The organism is Gardnerella piotii (assembly GCF_003397585.1).
Classification (GTDB): Bacteria; Actinomycetota; Actinomycetes; order Actinomycetales; family Bifidobacteriaceae; genus Bifidobacterium; species Bifidobacterium piotii.
The window spans coordinates 568503-582887 of the sequence record NZ_QJUV01000001.1 but is presented as its reverse complement, the minus strand read 5'-3'; the positions used below and the strand labels follow the sequence as shown (position 1 = coordinate 582887).

The window sequence follows — 14385 nt, the reverse complement described above, 5'->3', positions numbered from 1 at the left end:
CCACGTGGATTGAGAGAACTCCAAATATAGCTACACTTTTTTGAGTGCACACTATGGATACTGGGTGCACTTTTTAACGATAGGAAAAGCTATCGTTAAAAAGTTTAAGATTGGCTTAATAGCGCGTTACATTACAATTCTTCCAGTTGTTTAGTCTGGTCTCTTCTCACGTAGATAACCGCGAGTATTTGAACTTCTTTTCTACTATCATCAACACAAAAATAAACGTAATAATTTTTTACGCGTATTCTTCTAAAACCAAGTTCACACCACGGCTGCTCACTAATTAACTTCACACAATAAGGCATCGTCTGCAAAGACATCATTTCCGACTTCAACAGCTCGAGCATTCTTTTAGCCACTATCGGTGCTTGTAACTCCGTGGCGATATATTCTCGAATAAGTGCAAGATGCTCTTTCGCCTGACGAGTAACTTTTATCTTATACTCATCCATTAAAGACCTCGTTCAAGATCTTCAAAAACATCATCTATCGGATAACTATCACCACGAACCGCCTGATCATAACCTTTAGCCATCAACGCGTTAAACGTTTTCTCATCCATATCATCTTGTGCTGGAAGAGACTTTGGAATAGTAAGCGAAAACGGAATACCCTTATTAAGAATGATTTGACGATAAAACATGTCAATAGCCGTAGCCCTAGGAACTCCAATCGTTTCCAGAATCTGCTCCGCCTGCTGCTTAATATTTTCTTGTATTCTCACATTCACATTCGCTGTCTTAGTAACTGCCATATAAACCAACCTCCATACACACATCATAAAATACTGTATCGCATATTGCAACACATTTGCACGAATAGGATTCCTCGACTGTCATACACGATTTTTATGTTCGCATTACTGCATCAGATAGCACAATCAAGCGCCGTGATGGTGGGAAGCACCACTTATTTTCTCGTTTGAGTTTGAACATAAAAATATCAGATAAAGGGAAGGAAATGAATTTACACCACTTTTAGGACTTGACCTATGAAATAATTAATCGTTCCATTTTCAATCAATATATAGAGACCGAGTCCAATAAACACGACAGGTACAATTACTTTTTCATACTTTTCCACAGTCTCTCCGATAGCAGAAATTGAGGCGAGATTTTGAGATAATTTGCATAGAATCAAAATCCCTAAAGCAAATATTACTAAACTTATACTAATCTCAATCAAACTCTTTCCTGTAAAATAGGGGATATAAATTCCTAAATTATCTCCACCCATTGCCACTGTTAAACTTGTAAATGCTAAGATTTTTGATCCATCTCCGGTAATTTTCCCCTCGATATCTTCTTCATCAATATCTTCATCCACAAAAATTGCTCTTATACCAAGACCTAGCGGAATTAGACCAAGGAGTCCTATAATCCAATCTTGTGGAATAAAATTTAAAAAGTAAGCGGCAATAAGACTAGCCAGTACAAGCAGTCCTGTACCTAAATACTGCCCCACATAAATTGATTTCAAACCTTTCTTTCCTTGACTAGCGAATAAAATAGTCAAAACAACTAAGTAGTCAATGGATGTAGAAACAAAAACTAATAAAGCGGATACTATTGTTTCCATTATTTCTCCTTTCAAAATGTTTAATGTTTACAGCCAATCAAAATTGACTGCACACACATTGTGCCTCGGCAGTTACCAATGGAGACATTTTAAGAAATAACTTCACAATTTTCCCACCTTTCCTTGAAATATTACTTGTGAAATTTACTTAAACTATATGATTTTGTCAAATATGCTGATAGATATCCACGCAAACTGTGAAGATTGAAAATATATAAAATTAGATAGACCAAACATTATTCATCTAAATAAAGCCATTGTTTTCAAAAGTCTTATAGTCTATTATTTTATTTTCTTGACAACAAACAAATTGATTCTAAATGGATTGAGAGAACGGGTAGTATAGCTACACTTTTTTGAGTACCAAGCCACTAATATAATTGTAATCTTGATAATATTATGATACTTTTTTGATAAAAGGAGGTTGATACTATGATTAATATTCGCCCAGTTTCCGACTTAAGAAATAAATTCCCAGAAGTAGAAGAAACAGTTATAAATTCAAATACACCAGTATTCCTTACAAAAAATGGTTATGGGACTATGGTTCTCATGAGCATCAAACAATACTCTGCCCTCACTGACAACATTGAAAGAAAACTCGACGAAGCAGATACTTTTGCCGCAAACACTTCTACGCGTCTTTCTAAAGACGATGTCTTTGATAGCGTAAGGAGAAGGATCAATGAGCAAGAACACGTATAAATTAACCTTTCTCCCACTATTCAAAGAAGATTTATTAGAAACAGTTGACTATATAACCAATACACTGCAAAATCCAAAAGCTGCTCACAAACTTGTTGACGATATAGAATCAGCAATCGATAAACGACTTGAATCACCCCTCTTATTTGCTCCTTACCAATCATCAACAACACGAGAACACCCCTACTACAGGATTAGCGTACGCAACTTTTCTGTTTTTTACGTTGTCATCGACGACACTATGGAAGTGCGCAGACTTCTATACTCAAAACGAAATATTGACGCACTACTGGAATAACTATTCTCAATAACTATCATTTATGTTAACGATTATTGAAAAAGCTATCGTTAAAAGGTTTAAGATTGGCTTAATAGCTTGATTCTTGAGCATAAAAAAACAGCCTAGAGAAACTCCCCCTAGGCTAGATTTGGTAACGTTTCAAACGCTCACAATCTTTTGACTTTTATGATGCCCTTTCAATATCCACACTAACTACTTTTAGTATTACCGTTAGAGCTTCTGATTAAAACACTTCAGATAAAACGTTCAAGTTATTACTATGCTAAAAATGCTCTTCAAAAAACCTGACAAATACGCACATATACGGGGTTGCATACACGAGATTGCAGAAGAAAACTTCTTTACTTATGGCTCTCTTAGAATATGGTTAGTGTTGAGAACTAAAGGTATTAAAGTATCTGAAAAAGTAGTAAGACGGCTCATGAAAGAAGAGTTAATTGAGGTTAGATATGCCAGGCGTAAAAGACGCTATTCAAGTTACATAGGAGAAATTACTCCCGCATGTAGTAACATTGTTAACAATAATTTTCATGCAGATTCACCTAATAAGATTTGGCTTACAGACATTACTGAGTTTTCAGTAAAAGAGTCAAAACTCTATTTAAGCCCTATGATTGACTGTTTTGATGGTAAAGTGGTCTCTTACGCTATTTCAAACCACCCAGATCAGTGTCTTGAAGATGAAATGCTAGAAGGGTCTTTAACTACGTTTGAAAATGTGATTCCTTTTGTATAACTATATTTTTAAGCAAGTTATCGTGGCAGTTTTTGCTATCTAGAATAAGTCGTCGTGAGATCCTAAGCGTAGGAATATAATGCAATCTTCTTTAACTTGATACAACAGTAGAACGTCTGCAGACACATGCAATTCATGCACGCCTTTGTATGAGCCTTTAAGAATATGATCTCTATAAGTTGTAAGCTCGCGAGAATCTGCACCATTGCAAATAAGTCTTACAATATTGATTACTTGCTCAATATCGTAATGCTTCTGCTTATATTTCTTAACATCTCGCAGATAGATTGGACTATAAAATGGCGGTTTAGGCATTGCGCATCAGCTCAGCAAAATCGTCAACAGTACCTGCAGCTATTGGTTTTTCTTTCATAGCTTCATCAAGAGCGTGCTCATATGGAGAACTTTCAAGTGAAAATGGGAAACGTTGCGTATTTACAATCTGATACAAAAATAGGTTGACTGCTGAACTCATATCAAGACCATAATGTTCAAGAACTTGCGATGCACTATCTCGTATTTCTGGATTAACTCTTACACTTAATCTGCCTATTCTAGCTGTTTTTGTAGAAGTCATGTTGTTTCCTTTAATCTTAAAAACATAAATTTGTTATTCATGCCTTGCTTTATTATAACAGACCTACAGCACCCAACGTAATACCAAAGTAGCACCATTGTGTACGCAATTATTACTAAATCACAAGTTATCGTGGCAGTTTTTGCCGATTTTGCGAATTTTGCCACGATAACCCGAAATTTAACGAAGAGAAGAGAAGCAATGCAACTACCGAGCTAACGCCTCAATATGCAACACACGATCACATCGCTGAGCAATCAAAGGATCATGTGTCACTACAAGCAATGTCTTGTTATATTCTTTATTCATCGCTTGCAATTGCGCAAACACTTTATCAGCAAGATCTCTATCAAGTGAACCCGTCGGCTCATCTGCCAAAATCAACGAGCCAGGTTTCAGCATTGCGCGAGCAATCGCAACTCGCTGCTGTTCACCACCAGAAAGCACAGCAATACGGTCATTTTTAGCATACTCAATATTGAGTTCAGCAAGAACTGCATCAATCATTTGGTGTTTAACAGACTTTGACTCTTTATTATATGCCATCGCAATCCACAAATTATCAAATACAGTTCTATTATTGAGCAATGCAAACGATTGAAATAAATAGCTAATATGATAACGACGTAACTTAGTAGCAGCAACAGAATTAATAGCTGGAAGTTCTTTGCCAGCAATCTTTATCTCACCTTTATCATAGGTTTCAAGCATGCCGAGAATGTTTAGAATAGTGGATTTTCCAGAGCCGGAAGCCCCCATGATTGCTAACGATTCTCCTTGTTGCACACTAAAACTAAGATTATTTAAAACCGGTCGATTCCCATATGATTTATAAAGATTGTGTACGCTTATTAAAGGTTCAATACTGTTATTTTGCATTATCGACTACTCCTTTACCATAGAAGTAATGTGTTTATTACTCAAATAATATGTTTGTATCGTTAATAATATGAGTTCAATAATTGCCGAAATCAGCACATATATCATGCCAGAACGAGTCCGTTCAATCGAAGCAATAACAAAAAGTACTCCTTGAACGAGTCCCACAAGCAAGAACGGCATAGAGAATATGCGTAATAGCGAAAAACCAAGCAATCGTTTCACCGCAATACTTTCTTGATAGCATGCTGCAAACATAGCAATAACTGCTATAAGCAATATCAACATAAGCAGAGTAATAAGCAGAATTACACTACCAAACAATTGCAACGTCTGCATAATCGTCTTTTGATAGCCTGCAATGCATTCTCCTACTTGTAAGAATTGAAGATGATTATCATCAAGATGATACCGTGCAGTATAAGCGTCGCTCAGATATCTAGCTGCTGCTTGATCATTCAATTTAATGTAGCTATTGTCAAGACCGCCAGCAAGTAATGATTCACTTTCAGACGCATTCAAATTATCACTCGTCGCATAAAAAATAATAGGATCTTTTACCATAACTTTATGATGAATATCCGTAGACCAGTTAAACCACTCACGAGAAGGATGATACGTGCGGAATGCGAATTGTGGATGCGCAGTAAACTTGGTCGAAACATCAGTAGACGTTAAGTTGTCTGACTCTTGAAGCCACTGCCTCATCAAAGTCTGCTCTTGAGGATTATACGTGTCGGGAATGAAGTAAATGCGCACACCCTGACGAGCAAGGTTTTTGACATCGCTATCTACAGTAAACCCTTGATCTTGCAAGTACTTAGGCGACGCCACAAACGACCAGAATGGCTTAGAAGGTACATGCTTATATACGCTACCATTGCGCCAATCTTGTAGTATATCCGCATCAAAGAAGCTTGTGTAAATAAGCCTTACTCCTGGCTTATCCTCAATAGAACGATACCATGCAAAAGCATCTTTGGCATACTGCGTCGATTGACCAGATACCGAAGCACCATCTTGCCCTACGAGGTGGTGATACATAATTCTCTGGTTTAATACAGGATGCCACATACGAGCAACTTCCACACTTTTCGCCAACTCGCCTATTGGCCCATCTATGCTATGCACACCTTCTAATACGCATGTTGATGCAATAGCATAAACGAGTGCAAGAGCAATAAGCATACCACGTTTGGTAATACGATTACGAATTGCATCTACTGGTTTTACAGAAATAATCATCAAAATGACTAATGCGCTGAGAAGCAACACAACTGCAATAACTGGCAACGCTATAATCAGCGCCTGCATTAACAATTGAATATTCCATATAAATCCGCGAGTAAATGAACTCATCACGATACAAACAAGAGGATATACGGCGAGCTCTGAAACAAGTATCGGCATAAGATGACGCAAAGCAAACGATGAACGCGACCAACCCAACAATAGATAGCTTCCCAATGTTCTATACGAAAGATACCCATCAGCGATTATCGTAATTCCAAGAAGCAACACTGTTACAATGCAGACAATAATAAAAGTAAGTTGATTAAAACTATTGGATCGTGCTATTCCAGATTTTCCACGTTGAAAATCTTGGTAGGTTGTACCAGCAATGCGAGCAGCTTGAGTAACTAATGCATGGTAGTCTCGGCTAGAAAGTCCCACAATCCTGTAATCGCCAAGCTTTGTTTTACTATTGTTGACGAGGGCATCTAATTGACGAACAACTAAACGCGAACCCTCAATGGAAATAGTGGGAAGATCAGCAAGCATATCTGCTTTTGCCATATCAAGTCCGAGCGTTTTGCTACTTTCGCTGTGCAATAATTGCGTAAAGGCATGCGATGTCAGAATCGGCGTTCCGAGATACGACAAAGTAAGCAAATCATCTTTACCTCGAGGATTGCCAAATATGCCAAGCTCAAAACCATCTACACCGGCGTCACTCGCTGCCAAGCGCATATCATTACGAACCACAAAAGCATTATGCTGAGCAACAGTATTCTTGAGTAATGCATAAATTTGATCAGCTTTGTCTTCTGTCACACCGCGTAATGAAAAAAGGCGACTCGTTTGCGGATATATAGCAATACAATCACCCAAGGAGTCGTTCATTTTTGTCAAACCTAACAGCGATGCAAATAATGCAAGCAGAAGAACAAGTGCGCATGACAATGAACGCAATAATCGAGACATCGCATACCCCTATAATAAGTTATTCATGCATACAGATTATTTGCAATCCCAATAGGCAGTAGCACATGGCACCAATGCCATGGAAACTACTAGTACTACTGTCGATGCAATACGTGAAATTTTTCTTCATCGTAAACCTCCAACTTATTTATTGGGGGGGGGGCAATGTGCCTCCCACTAACATGATAGATTTACTTGTTTGTTGCGTCAACAAGAAATGTTAAGGATGCGTTTTAATCGAGTATTTGGACGAAGCTTTGCGCAGCAGATGTAAGTAGGCGGTTAATCTGTGATACATAGTGCTGTTTCGTTGTTATTTTTGTGTTTTATAAGTCCCGTAACGCTATTCTTTTATCTTCTGCAGACTGCTTAGATGACGTATCGTCTTTCTTAAGAGAATGCGCATATCGAATAAGACTTCTTGCAATAAAGAACACCAATACACATATAACAGGTGCAATAAGAATGTCAATTATCGGACCAAAGGGGCTTAGGACAATTTTTTAGACATTTTGTGCAATCGTAGTACGATGTTTCATAATTGTCTTTTAAGCCCCATTTTAATTCTGTGATTGTTGTAAAAATCAATATAAGTATGAATAGCTTGACGTAACTCTTCTGTACTACCCCAGCTCTATGTTGCAAGAAGGTTTTCTATTGACAGAAGAAGACTATCTCCTTGATATTAAAAACCATAAATAGATTCAAAAATGCATGTTTAGACCATTTGAGCCAATCTGTTTCATTATTACTATTCTCTTTAACTACTCTAATCTTGCGCTCTAAAAGACCAATACGTTGCTTAAGTGGAATTATTTTGCCAGTTGTTGCATTATAACGACTAACTAAATAAGGAGCTTCTCCGCACGTTATTTCCATTCGACGTTCATCTACATATGTCATCCAATTTGTTGAGCGTTTCTCTGAAAACTCAATTTTTTCTGTGGTAGAAATCCAAATTTTATCTTTACTATGATTAAAAACACCTTTTCTACCAAACCACTCTTCTTCCCCCCCCCCATACAATACAGTACATTTCCTTCTGAGTAAATTTTCCCACTTCACAGGGTGGGTGCAAAGTGGCGAATCGACTTGCATGAGCGATTAAATATAATTCGCGAATGCACTTCGATTCGCTGAGCTTGCTCAAAGTTGAAAGCACAGTGTGCTTTCAACGCAAGCGAAGTACGTTAACATCCTGTGCACTCGACCCTAGAGCGTTGATATCTTCCCTCATACAGAAAAATAGCACTCAAAAATCACGCCAAGCCAGCCTAAAGCAGCCACACGCTAAACCTTTTAACAATAGCCCTCACTAAGCCTTGCTGCACAAGGGCAAAAATGCACCCACCTATTAAGCCCTTGACATCAATACGACAGTCTCACATGTTTCAAGACTACCCTGATGATAACCATGCATCAAAAAAGAGCCTTAACGTTCGTTGCAGTAAAGAAGCTGGCAAGGGTAATGTCGTATGATGATAAAAGTCTAAGGCACTACAAACTGGGATTTGGATCTTACTTAAAATTGTATTATTTTATTAGCGATATCTTCTACAAATCGCTTATCGTGTTCCACAAATATGAGTGTAGGCTTTGCTTCTTTTATAATTTCCTCAATCTGTATTCTTGATATTACATCTATATAATTCAGTGGTTCGTCCCAAACAAATATATGAGCTGGTTTTGAGAAACTTACAGCAATTAAAACTTTCTTTTTTTGTCCATCACTATAATTCTTCATATCCATTTCAAATAATTCTCTTGAAAAATCTAATTTTCTTAGAATTGTTTTACACAATGTTTCATCAACATCTTGCTTGTGAATATATTCATTTAGGCTACCTGTTAAATTAGATGTGTCTTGAGGAATATACGAGATTTTTAAATTACCTGCTAATTTTATCTCACCTGTATACTCGTGATTTATACCTAATAAAATTTTAATCAAGGTTGATTTTCCGCTACCATTACCCCCATATATAGCCACTATGTCGCCTTGCTTTATCTCGAAACTTACATTATTTAGGATCTGTCTCTCTCCATAGCATGATGATAAATTGCTAACCGATATTAGAGGATTTTTATGATGATGTAGCGGATGCAGTAATAGGCTTTCCTTTATTTCGATATCTTTTAGTAAACTCTGTTTTTCTTCTATTGCCTTGTTTTGTCTATTCTCCAAATTCTTAGATTTTTTCATCATCTTGGCTGATTGATGACCTATATGTCCTTTGTCTGGTTTTACACCTGATACTTTTACACCATTTTTAGTATTTTCAATTTTATCAGACCAAATTTGACTTTGTCTTGCAGACTCTTTTAATCGTTTAATATCTTTTCTTAATCTCTCATTTTGACTAATTTCAAATTGGTCTTTCATCACTTTGTTTTCATACCATGATGTAAAATTTCCCGATTGGACATCAATAGAATTCCTGTTAATAGAAATAACATGATTGATACAACCATCTAAAAAATCTCTATCATGAGATATAAGCAAAAATCCTTTTTTACTTTTCAGATATTCACTTACAATTTTTCTTCCGTCCATATCTAAATGGTTTGTTGGTTCATCAATAAGTAAAAAGCCATCTTCTCTTGTAAACAAAATAGCTAAAAGGATTTTTGTTTGTTCCCCTTTAGAAAGCGTTTCAAACTCTCTGTAAACAAGGTTCTCATCTACATTTAGCAAACTGAGTTCTCTAAATAACTTCCATTCTTCATCATCTGATATTAGTTCTTTATATAACTCAATTCCTAATTTTGAAGTATCGCTTATATTTGGTGGAAATTTAATAAATTCAACATCCTTGCTTATTTTACCTTGATAAGTTTCTTGATTTAAAAGTAACTTAAATAGAGTTGATTTACCGATTCCATTTCTTCCTATCAATCCCGTTTTCCAGTTTGTATCAAAGGAAAACGATACATTTTTAAATATGGGTTTTACATATCCATAATATGAGAAAGTGAGGTTTTCAATTTTAATTACTGACATAAAACGCCTCCCTAAATTATCATTTACCGCCCGGGTGCAAAGTGTGTGCACCTTTTAACGTTTAGTTTTTCATGTATTACTACGGTTATCACTGCTTTGCTTTTCAGTCATTTCAATTCTCGATTAGGCAATTTTCCAGTTCTCAAAGCGACAGTAACAAACTCAACCTCTTGCAAGCACTTCTCGCAAAGTTCATAACCTTCATTAAAGTTCACTCTTGACCTAAATGTGCTAGCAATGAATTCGCATGGTGAGGTAATCCTTTCAACCACACCGCACCGTTCGCACTCAGCATACACATTCCCATCCTTAATCGGAATAAACATTCCATGATCTTTCTCATTTCCCATGACGCTAACATCTTCGAAATCATCAAATTTTACATAGAGCATATACAGCTTCCTCCTTTATCGGTATGTCTATATACGCTCTAATTCCAACTTATATCAAGTTTTATTGCTTCTTTTTTGATCTATATGTCTGCTACTTCGCAATAGCTTTCCCATTAAGACAGTGCACCATGTAATGCGCAAATCCATCGTTTTTACAATTTACCTTCTTCTTATCTGAAACCTCGGTGACACCATTCTCACAATCTACTTCAAGGCTTGCATCCTTGGTGATTGTTCCTTCTAAAATACTCATGCCATTTAACGTATCAAGCGTACAAACATGAGTTACTTCTACGTTTGTTGCTGAAGCCAACCCATTATAACATTTAAGAAAGACATCATCCGCCTTCAAATTAACAACTTCTACCTTGCCATTGTTCACTTCTACATAAAGCTTACCAATCTCAATATCCGTGATGAGCACTTGATTAGAATCAGATTCAACCTCACAAACTTCCACATCATGTGGCAAACTCACAACAATTTCAGGCATACCCTGAGTAAACCACCTCAACCAATTCGAAGCTGAGACTTTTTTAGTTTGAATAAGCCTTATAACATTTTGCGCTTCCTCAACCCTCAATATATCTTGTTCACAGTTAACAAAGCTCACGCCAAAGGTATCAGCACGTTTCACCGTTAAACGAACATCTTTCGTCTCTGCGATAAACTTCTTATTATCCATTCCTTAAGCACCTCCTAGTGCACATACTAATAATCAGGTTTCATTTTACCTTTTGAGCTATATTTCTTAGACTTGCGTTTGACCGTTCCGTCCTCTCCAACTTCCAAATTACTCCGAGCCGCCATCTCAAGCTCAACCGCTTCAAACTTCTCTTTAGAAATAATGCCTGCATGATGATCTGTATTCAAATACTGACAATCCGCATTTCCCGGAACAGCAATCGCCACATCGCCTGTATATTTACGCCTAGTCAAAGTGCTCTCAACAGCCCGTTTACTCCAAACGTCTTTTCCCTTTGGAGACTTAACACCTTTACTTTTTAACCTTTTAATAATACCGCCGATACTTAATCCTTTTAAATACCAGTCAAAAATATCTCTTACCACTTGCGCTTGGTCTTCATCAATAATAAGCATTCCATGTTTATCTTTTTTATAACCATAACAAACTCTGCTATAAAGACCTGATGTGCCATCTTCTGCTCTACGTCTTAATCCCCAAACAATATTCTCACTACGCCAATCATTCTCTGCTTGACTACAAGCTTGAACCACACTGATTAAAAGTTCATCATCGACAGTTTCCGTATCAATTTTATCTGTCTCAAAAATAATTCTCGTGCCACATGATCGAATCTTTCTAATAGCCTCTAAGCCTTCTTTCGTATCACGACCAAAACGGCTCACACTTTTAGTAAGAATAATATCAAGATTACCTTTCTCGCATTCTTCAATCATTCGATTAAACTCGTTTCTTGAAGATCCAACCTTAGCTGAAGCAACATCAAGAAAAATATCTGCAACAAACCAAGTCATGTGAGCAGCAGCAAGACGAGTAAGACCAGACACCTGAACAGCAAGACTATCCAACTGTTCTTTACGATTTGTGCTCACACGAGCATAAACCCCAACTGCATAATCCTTAATTACACGCTGAGGATGGATGACTATCACATCTTTATTTAGCTCATCTATCTTATCCATAGCCATCTCTCCTTATTATTAGACTAACGAAACTTAGATTTCTTCTCCATGATAATTAGCCTAAACCTTATTTTCCCACTTCACCAGCTGGGTGCAAAGTGGCGAATCGACTTGCATGAGCGATTAAAACATAATTTGCGAATGCACTTCGATTCGCTGAGCTTGCTCAAAGTTGAAAGCACAGTGTGCTTTCAACGCAAGCGAAGTACGTTAACATCCTGTGCACTCGACCCCAGAGCGTAGACATGTTCCCTCATACAGCAAAATCGCACTCAAAAATCTCGAGAACACAGCTTAAAGCTGCTTCGCATTAAACCTTTTAACGATAGCCCTCGCTAAGCCTTGCTACACAAAGCCTTCAATGCACCCACCTATTAAGCCCGTGACATCAATACGACAGTCTCGACGTGGATTGAGAGAACGGGTAGTATAGCTACACTTTTTGAGTGCCAAGCCACTAATATAATTGTAATCTTGATAATATTATGATACTTTTTTGATAAAAGGAGGTTGATACTATGATTAATATTCGCCCAGTTTCCGACTTAAGAAATAAATTCCCAGAAGTAGAAGAAACAGTTATAAATTCAAATACACCAGTATTCCTTACAAAAAATGGTTATGGAACTATGGTTCTCATGAGCATCAAACAATACTCTGCCCTCACTGACGACATTGAAAGAAAACTCGACGAAGCAGATACTTTTGCCGCAAACACTTCTACGCGTCTTTCTAAAGACGATGTCTTTGATAGCGTAAGGAGAAGGATCAATGAGCAAGAACACGTATAAATTAACCTTTCTCCCACTATTCAAAGAAGATTTATTAGAAACAGTTGACTATATAACCAATACACTGCAAAATCCAAAAGCTGCTCACAAACTTGTTGACGATATAGAATCAGCAATCGATAAACGACTTGAATCACCCCTCTTATTTGCTCCTTACCAATCATCAACAACACGAGAACACCCCTACTACAGGATTAGCGTACGCAACTTTTCTGTTTTTTACGTTGTCATCGACGACACTATGGAAGTGCGCCGACTTCTATATTCAAAACGAAATATTGACGCACTACTGGAATAACTATTCTCAATAACTATCATTTATGTTAACGATTATTAAAAAAGCTATCGTTAAAAGGTTTAAGATTGGCTTGATAGCTTGATTTTAGGCATGATATCCATTCCTCTAACACCATGCCCATGCAATATTAAATTGTTGGCTGGAAGCCGTGGTGTTCTAATAATGGGCGTAAATTTCAAGTACAACTTCAAAACAAACGCATTTTCTAATAAATCATTTCCTACAATAAACTATAATTTATCTCACTTCTGCGGATTTAGGTATGTAATCGGATTCTGCGCCGACTGATTCAATTTCAATCTGATTATAGATTTCCCTAGATAAAAAGCTTCATTTTCATCAAGTGTAAATCCTTGTTCATATCTATCATCCACAAAAAATAATCTATTCGCCTTTTTTGGCTCAAGAATGATATCCTGCCTTGGAAGTCTGTCCTTTGCCTCTTTGCAAACAAACCACTTTGACGGCTTATATACAGCCACAATCAAAGAATTGTATACACCAAAAACATATTCAACGGTTTTTACTTTTTCTTTTGATACTCTCCAGATACCACGAACAGCATCATACAATACATTCTCATCCATGCATCTCCGATAAAGCCTATTTATTTTTATAACAAGAATTCTGTGCTTTATGTCTTTTTCTTCAAGTTCGACCGCGCCATTTATTCTTTCGTATTCATCAACCGATAATGCCTCTGCAGAATGATGCCCGGCAACAATATTAGTGAGGCCTGTGTCACTGACGTAATTAAATGCATTGATTAAAGACGCCTCTGACGCAAACGCCTCTTCTTCAGTAAGGTTTGAATTAATGATAATCTTTTCAACTTCAAGTCCAGCAGCCTTAATTTCTGATATTGTCTTAAGTTTCAGGTTCTCACTTTCAGAACTACCCAGGATTTTTTTCTCGTGTTCAAATACTCTGTTTCCTGCGCCTTTCCCAATATAGAAGATTCGCTTACTACGTGGATCGATAAGTCCATACACATAATAATCTCCAAGTGAAAGAAGACTTTTCTCTGAAAATCTATCCATCGTTTTCTCCTAATGAGCAGTTTCCCATTATTCGTATACAACTAAAATACGACTTAACAAAATCCAATACAATCATCTTCATCTGTTGATATAGCATAACTCTACATCCGTTTTTCTCTGAAATATTAAAGTCGAACAGCGTTTTTATCATAAAAATCAACAAATTGCATGATGTACTTCAAATTGTAATTTCCCATTGCAATTTTTTACT

18 protein-coding genes and 1 pseudogene are annotated in these 14385 nt (G+C 36.9%); 5 read left to right on the top strand and 14 right to left on the bottom strand.

Annotated features, from left to right (window positions below):
- Positions 1-131: 131 nt before the first annotated feature.
- The 3 genes from D0T20_RS02685 to D0T20_RS02675 all read right to left on the bottom strand — a co-directional run bounded on the left by D0T20_RS02685 (position 132) and on the right by D0T20_RS02675 (position 1581).
- Positions 132-455: a type II toxin-antitoxin system RelE/ParE family toxin gene (locus tag D0T20_RS02685; RefSeq protein WP_116438308.1), complete on the bottom strand. Its 324-nt coding sequence runs from the start codon at positions 453-455 to the stop codon at positions 132-134.
- The gene (locus D0T20_RS02680; protein ID WP_004133089.1) at positions 455-757 is read right to left on the bottom strand and encodes a type II toxin-antitoxin system RelB/DinJ family antitoxin; all 303 of its coding nucleotides are present in this window, start codon (positions 755-757) and stop codon (positions 455-457) included. The genes D0T20_RS02685 and D0T20_RS02680 overlap by 1 nt, the downstream gene beginning before the upstream one ends.
- A gap of 212 nt (positions 758-969) precedes the next feature.
- Positions 970-1581 carry a CadD family cadmium resistance transporter gene (locus D0T20_RS02675; RefSeq protein WP_004120505.1) on the bottom strand — a complete coding sequence of 204 codons (612 nt, stop codon included), beginning with the start codon at positions 1579-1581 and terminating at the stop codon, positions 970-972.
- A gap of 432 nt (positions 1582-2013) precedes the next feature.
- Between D0T20_RS02675 and D0T20_RS02670 the strand changes: the two genes are divergently transcribed.
- From D0T20_RS02670 to D0T20_RS02660, 3 genes are all read left to right on the top strand, one after another.
- Positions 2014-2286 (top strand): type II toxin-antitoxin system Phd/YefM family antitoxin, encoded by a 273-nt coding sequence (locus D0T20_RS02670; RefSeq protein ID WP_016837169.1) that lies wholly within the window; start codon positions 2014-2016, stop codon positions 2284-2286.
- Positions 2267-2584 (top strand): type II toxin-antitoxin system RelE/ParE family toxin, encoded by a 318-nt coding sequence (locus D0T20_RS02665; RefSeq protein WP_016837167.1) that lies wholly within the window; start codon positions 2267-2269, stop codon positions 2582-2584. The genes D0T20_RS02670 and D0T20_RS02665 overlap by 20 nt, the downstream gene beginning before the upstream one ends.
- Before the next feature lie 262 nt (positions 2585-2846).
- On the top strand, positions 2847-3323 hold the full coding sequence (locus D0T20_RS02660; RefSeq protein WP_016837165.1) for an IS3 family transposase: 477 nt from the start codon (positions 2847-2849) through the stop codon (positions 3321-3323).
- A gap of 39 nt (positions 3324-3362) precedes the next feature.
- On the opposite strand, the gene D0T20_RS02655 is transcribed toward D0T20_RS02660, so the two are convergent.
- The 10 genes and pseudogenes from D0T20_RS02655 to D0T20_RS02605 form a co-directional block, all read right to left on the bottom strand.
- The gene (locus D0T20_RS02655; RefSeq protein WP_016837163.1) at positions 3363-3638 is read right to left on the bottom strand and encodes a type II toxin-antitoxin system RelE/ParE family toxin; all 276 of its coding nucleotides are present in this window, start codon (positions 3636-3638) and stop codon (positions 3363-3365) included.
- A complete protein-coding gene (locus D0T20_RS02650; RefSeq protein ID WP_016837161.1) occupies positions 3631-3900 on the bottom strand; it encodes a type II toxin-antitoxin system RelB/DinJ family antitoxin in 270 nt (89 codons plus the stop codon). The genes D0T20_RS02655 and D0T20_RS02650 overlap by 8 nt, the downstream gene beginning before the upstream one ends.
- Positions 3901-4107: 207 nt before the next feature.
- Entirely contained in the window at positions 4108-4779 is a 672-nt protein-coding gene (locus D0T20_RS02645; protein WP_116438307.1) for an ABC transporter ATP-binding protein, read from the bottom strand.
- Positions 4780-4785: 6 nt separating this feature from the next.
- A complete protein-coding gene (locus D0T20_RS02640; protein ID WP_116438306.1) occupies positions 4786-6984 on the bottom strand; it encodes a hypothetical protein in 2199 nt (732 codons plus the stop codon).
- 535 nt (positions 6985-7519) lie between these two features.
- Positions 7520-7603 (bottom strand): annotated as a pseudogene (locus D0T20_RS06525) (IS3 family transposase); the annotation flags it as partial.
- A 35-nt stretch (positions 7604-7638) separates the two neighbouring features.
- The gene (locus D0T20_RS06465) at positions 7639-8082 is read right to left on the bottom strand and encodes a hypothetical protein (protein ID WP_240320589.1); all 444 of its coding nucleotides are present in this window, start codon (positions 8080-8082) and stop codon (positions 7639-7641) included.
- Between the two features lie 424 nt (positions 8083-8506).
- Entirely contained in the window at positions 8507-9985 is a 1479-nt protein-coding gene (locus D0T20_RS02620) for an Lsa family ABC-F type ribosomal protection protein (RefSeq protein WP_116438304.1), read from the bottom strand.
- A 107-nt stretch (positions 9986-10092) separates the two neighbouring features.
- The gene (locus tag D0T20_RS06460; protein ID WP_004114737.1) at positions 10093-10377 is read right to left on the bottom strand and encodes a hypothetical protein; all 285 of its coding nucleotides are present in this window, start codon (positions 10375-10377) and stop codon (positions 10093-10095) included.
- A gap of 91 nt (positions 10378-10468) precedes the next feature.
- Positions 10469-11062, bottom strand: a complete 594-nt coding sequence (locus D0T20_RS02610; RefSeq protein ID WP_004114736.1) for a DUF4097 family beta strand repeat-containing protein — start codon at positions 11060-11062, stop codon at positions 10469-10471.
- Positions 11063-11088: 26 nt separating this feature from the next.
- Entirely contained in the window at positions 11089-12045 is a 957-nt protein-coding gene (locus tag D0T20_RS02605; protein WP_032818478.1) for a recombinase family protein, read from the bottom strand.
- A gap of 518 nt (positions 12046-12563) precedes the next feature.
- Here D0T20_RS02605 and D0T20_RS02600 point away from each other — a divergent pair.
- Both D0T20_RS02600 and D0T20_RS02595 read left to right on the top strand, forming a co-directional pair.
- Positions 12564-12836 carry a type II toxin-antitoxin system Phd/YefM family antitoxin gene (locus tag D0T20_RS02600; protein WP_016635625.1) on the top strand — a complete coding sequence of 91 codons (273 nt, stop codon included), beginning with the start codon at positions 12564-12566 and terminating at the stop codon, positions 12834-12836.
- Positions 12817-13134: a type II toxin-antitoxin system RelE/ParE family toxin gene (locus tag D0T20_RS02595; RefSeq protein WP_016837167.1), complete on the top strand. Its 318-nt coding sequence runs from the start codon at positions 12817-12819 to the stop codon at positions 13132-13134. The genes D0T20_RS02600 and D0T20_RS02595 overlap by 20 nt, the downstream gene beginning before the upstream one ends.
- A 242-nt stretch (positions 13135-13376) precedes the next feature.
- Here D0T20_RS02595 and D0T20_RS06425 read toward each other — a convergent pair whose 3' ends face one another.
- On the bottom strand, positions 13377-14174 hold the full coding sequence (locus D0T20_RS06425) for an LEM-3-like GIY-YIG domain-containing protein (protein WP_004110959.1): 798 nt from the start codon (positions 14172-14174) through the stop codon (positions 13377-13379).
- Between the last annotated feature and the right edge of the window lie 211 nt (positions 14175-14385).

Bases quoted from the DNA above. Each gene is read 5' to 3' on its own strand.
- D0T20_RS02610 (WP_004114736.1), bottom strand. From the start codon at position 11,062: ATGGATAATAAGAAGTTTATCGCAGAGACGAAAGATGTTCGTTTAACG.
- D0T20_RS02675 (WP_004120505.1), bottom strand. From the start codon at position 1,581: ATGGAAACAATAGTATCCGCTTTATTAGTTTTTGTTTCTACATCCATT.
- D0T20_RS02605 (WP_032818478.1), bottom strand. From the start codon at position 12,045: ATGGATAAGATAGATGAGCTAAATAAAGATGTGATAGTCATCCATCCT.
- D0T20_RS02670 (WP_016837169.1), top strand. From the start codon at position 2,014: ATGATTAATATTCGCCCAGTTTCCGACTTAAGAAATAAATTCCCAGAA.
- D0T20_RS02645 (WP_116438307.1), bottom strand. From the start codon at position 4,779: ATGCAAAATAACAGTATTGAACCTTTAATAAGCGTACACAATCTTTAT.
- D0T20_RS06425 (WP_004110959.1), bottom strand. From the start codon at position 14,174: ATGGATAGATTTTCAGAGAAAAGTCTTCTTTCACTTGGAGATTATTAT.
- D0T20_RS02650 (WP_016837161.1), bottom strand. From the start codon at position 3,900: ATGACTTCTACAAAAACAGCTAGAATAGGCAGATTAAGTGTAAGAGTT.
- D0T20_RS02620 (WP_116438304.1), bottom strand. From the start codon at position 9,985: ATGTCAGTAATTAAAATTGAAAACCTCACTTTCTCATATTATGGATAT.
- D0T20_RS02595 (WP_016837167.1), top strand. From the start codon at position 12,817: ATGAGCAAGAACACGTATAAATTAACCTTTCTCCCACTATTCAAAGAA.
- D0T20_RS02665 (WP_016837167.1), top strand. From the start codon at position 2,267: ATGAGCAAGAACACGTATAAATTAACCTTTCTCCCACTATTCAAAGAA.
- D0T20_RS02655 (WP_016837163.1), bottom strand. From the start codon at position 3,638: ATGCCTAAACCGCCATTTTATAGTCCAATCTATCTGCGAGATGTTAAG.
- D0T20_RS06465 (WP_240320589.1), bottom strand. From the start codon at position 8,082: ATGCAAGTCGATTCGCCACTTTGCACCCACCCTGTGAAGTGGGAAAAT.
- D0T20_RS02685 (WP_116438308.1), bottom strand. From the start codon at position 455: ATGGATGAGTATAAGATAAAAGTTACTCGTCAGGCGAAAGAGCATCTT.
- D0T20_RS06460 (WP_004114737.1), bottom strand. From the start codon at position 10,377: ATGCTCTATGTAAAATTTGATGATTTCGAAGATGTTAGCGTCATGGGA.
- D0T20_RS02680 (WP_004133089.1), bottom strand. From the start codon at position 757: ATGGCAGTTACTAAGACAGCGAATGTGAATGTGAGAATACAAGAAAAT.
- D0T20_RS02640 (WP_116438306.1), bottom strand. From the start codon at position 6,984: ATGTCTCGATTATTGCGTTCATTGTCATGCGCACTTGTTCTTCTGCTT.
- D0T20_RS02600 (WP_016635625.1), top strand. From the start codon at position 12,564: ATGATTAATATTCGCCCAGTTTCCGACTTAAGAAATAAATTCCCAGAA.
- D0T20_RS02660 (WP_016837165.1), top strand. From the start codon at position 2,847: ATGCTAAAAATGCTCTTCAAAAAACCTGACAAATACGCACATATACGG.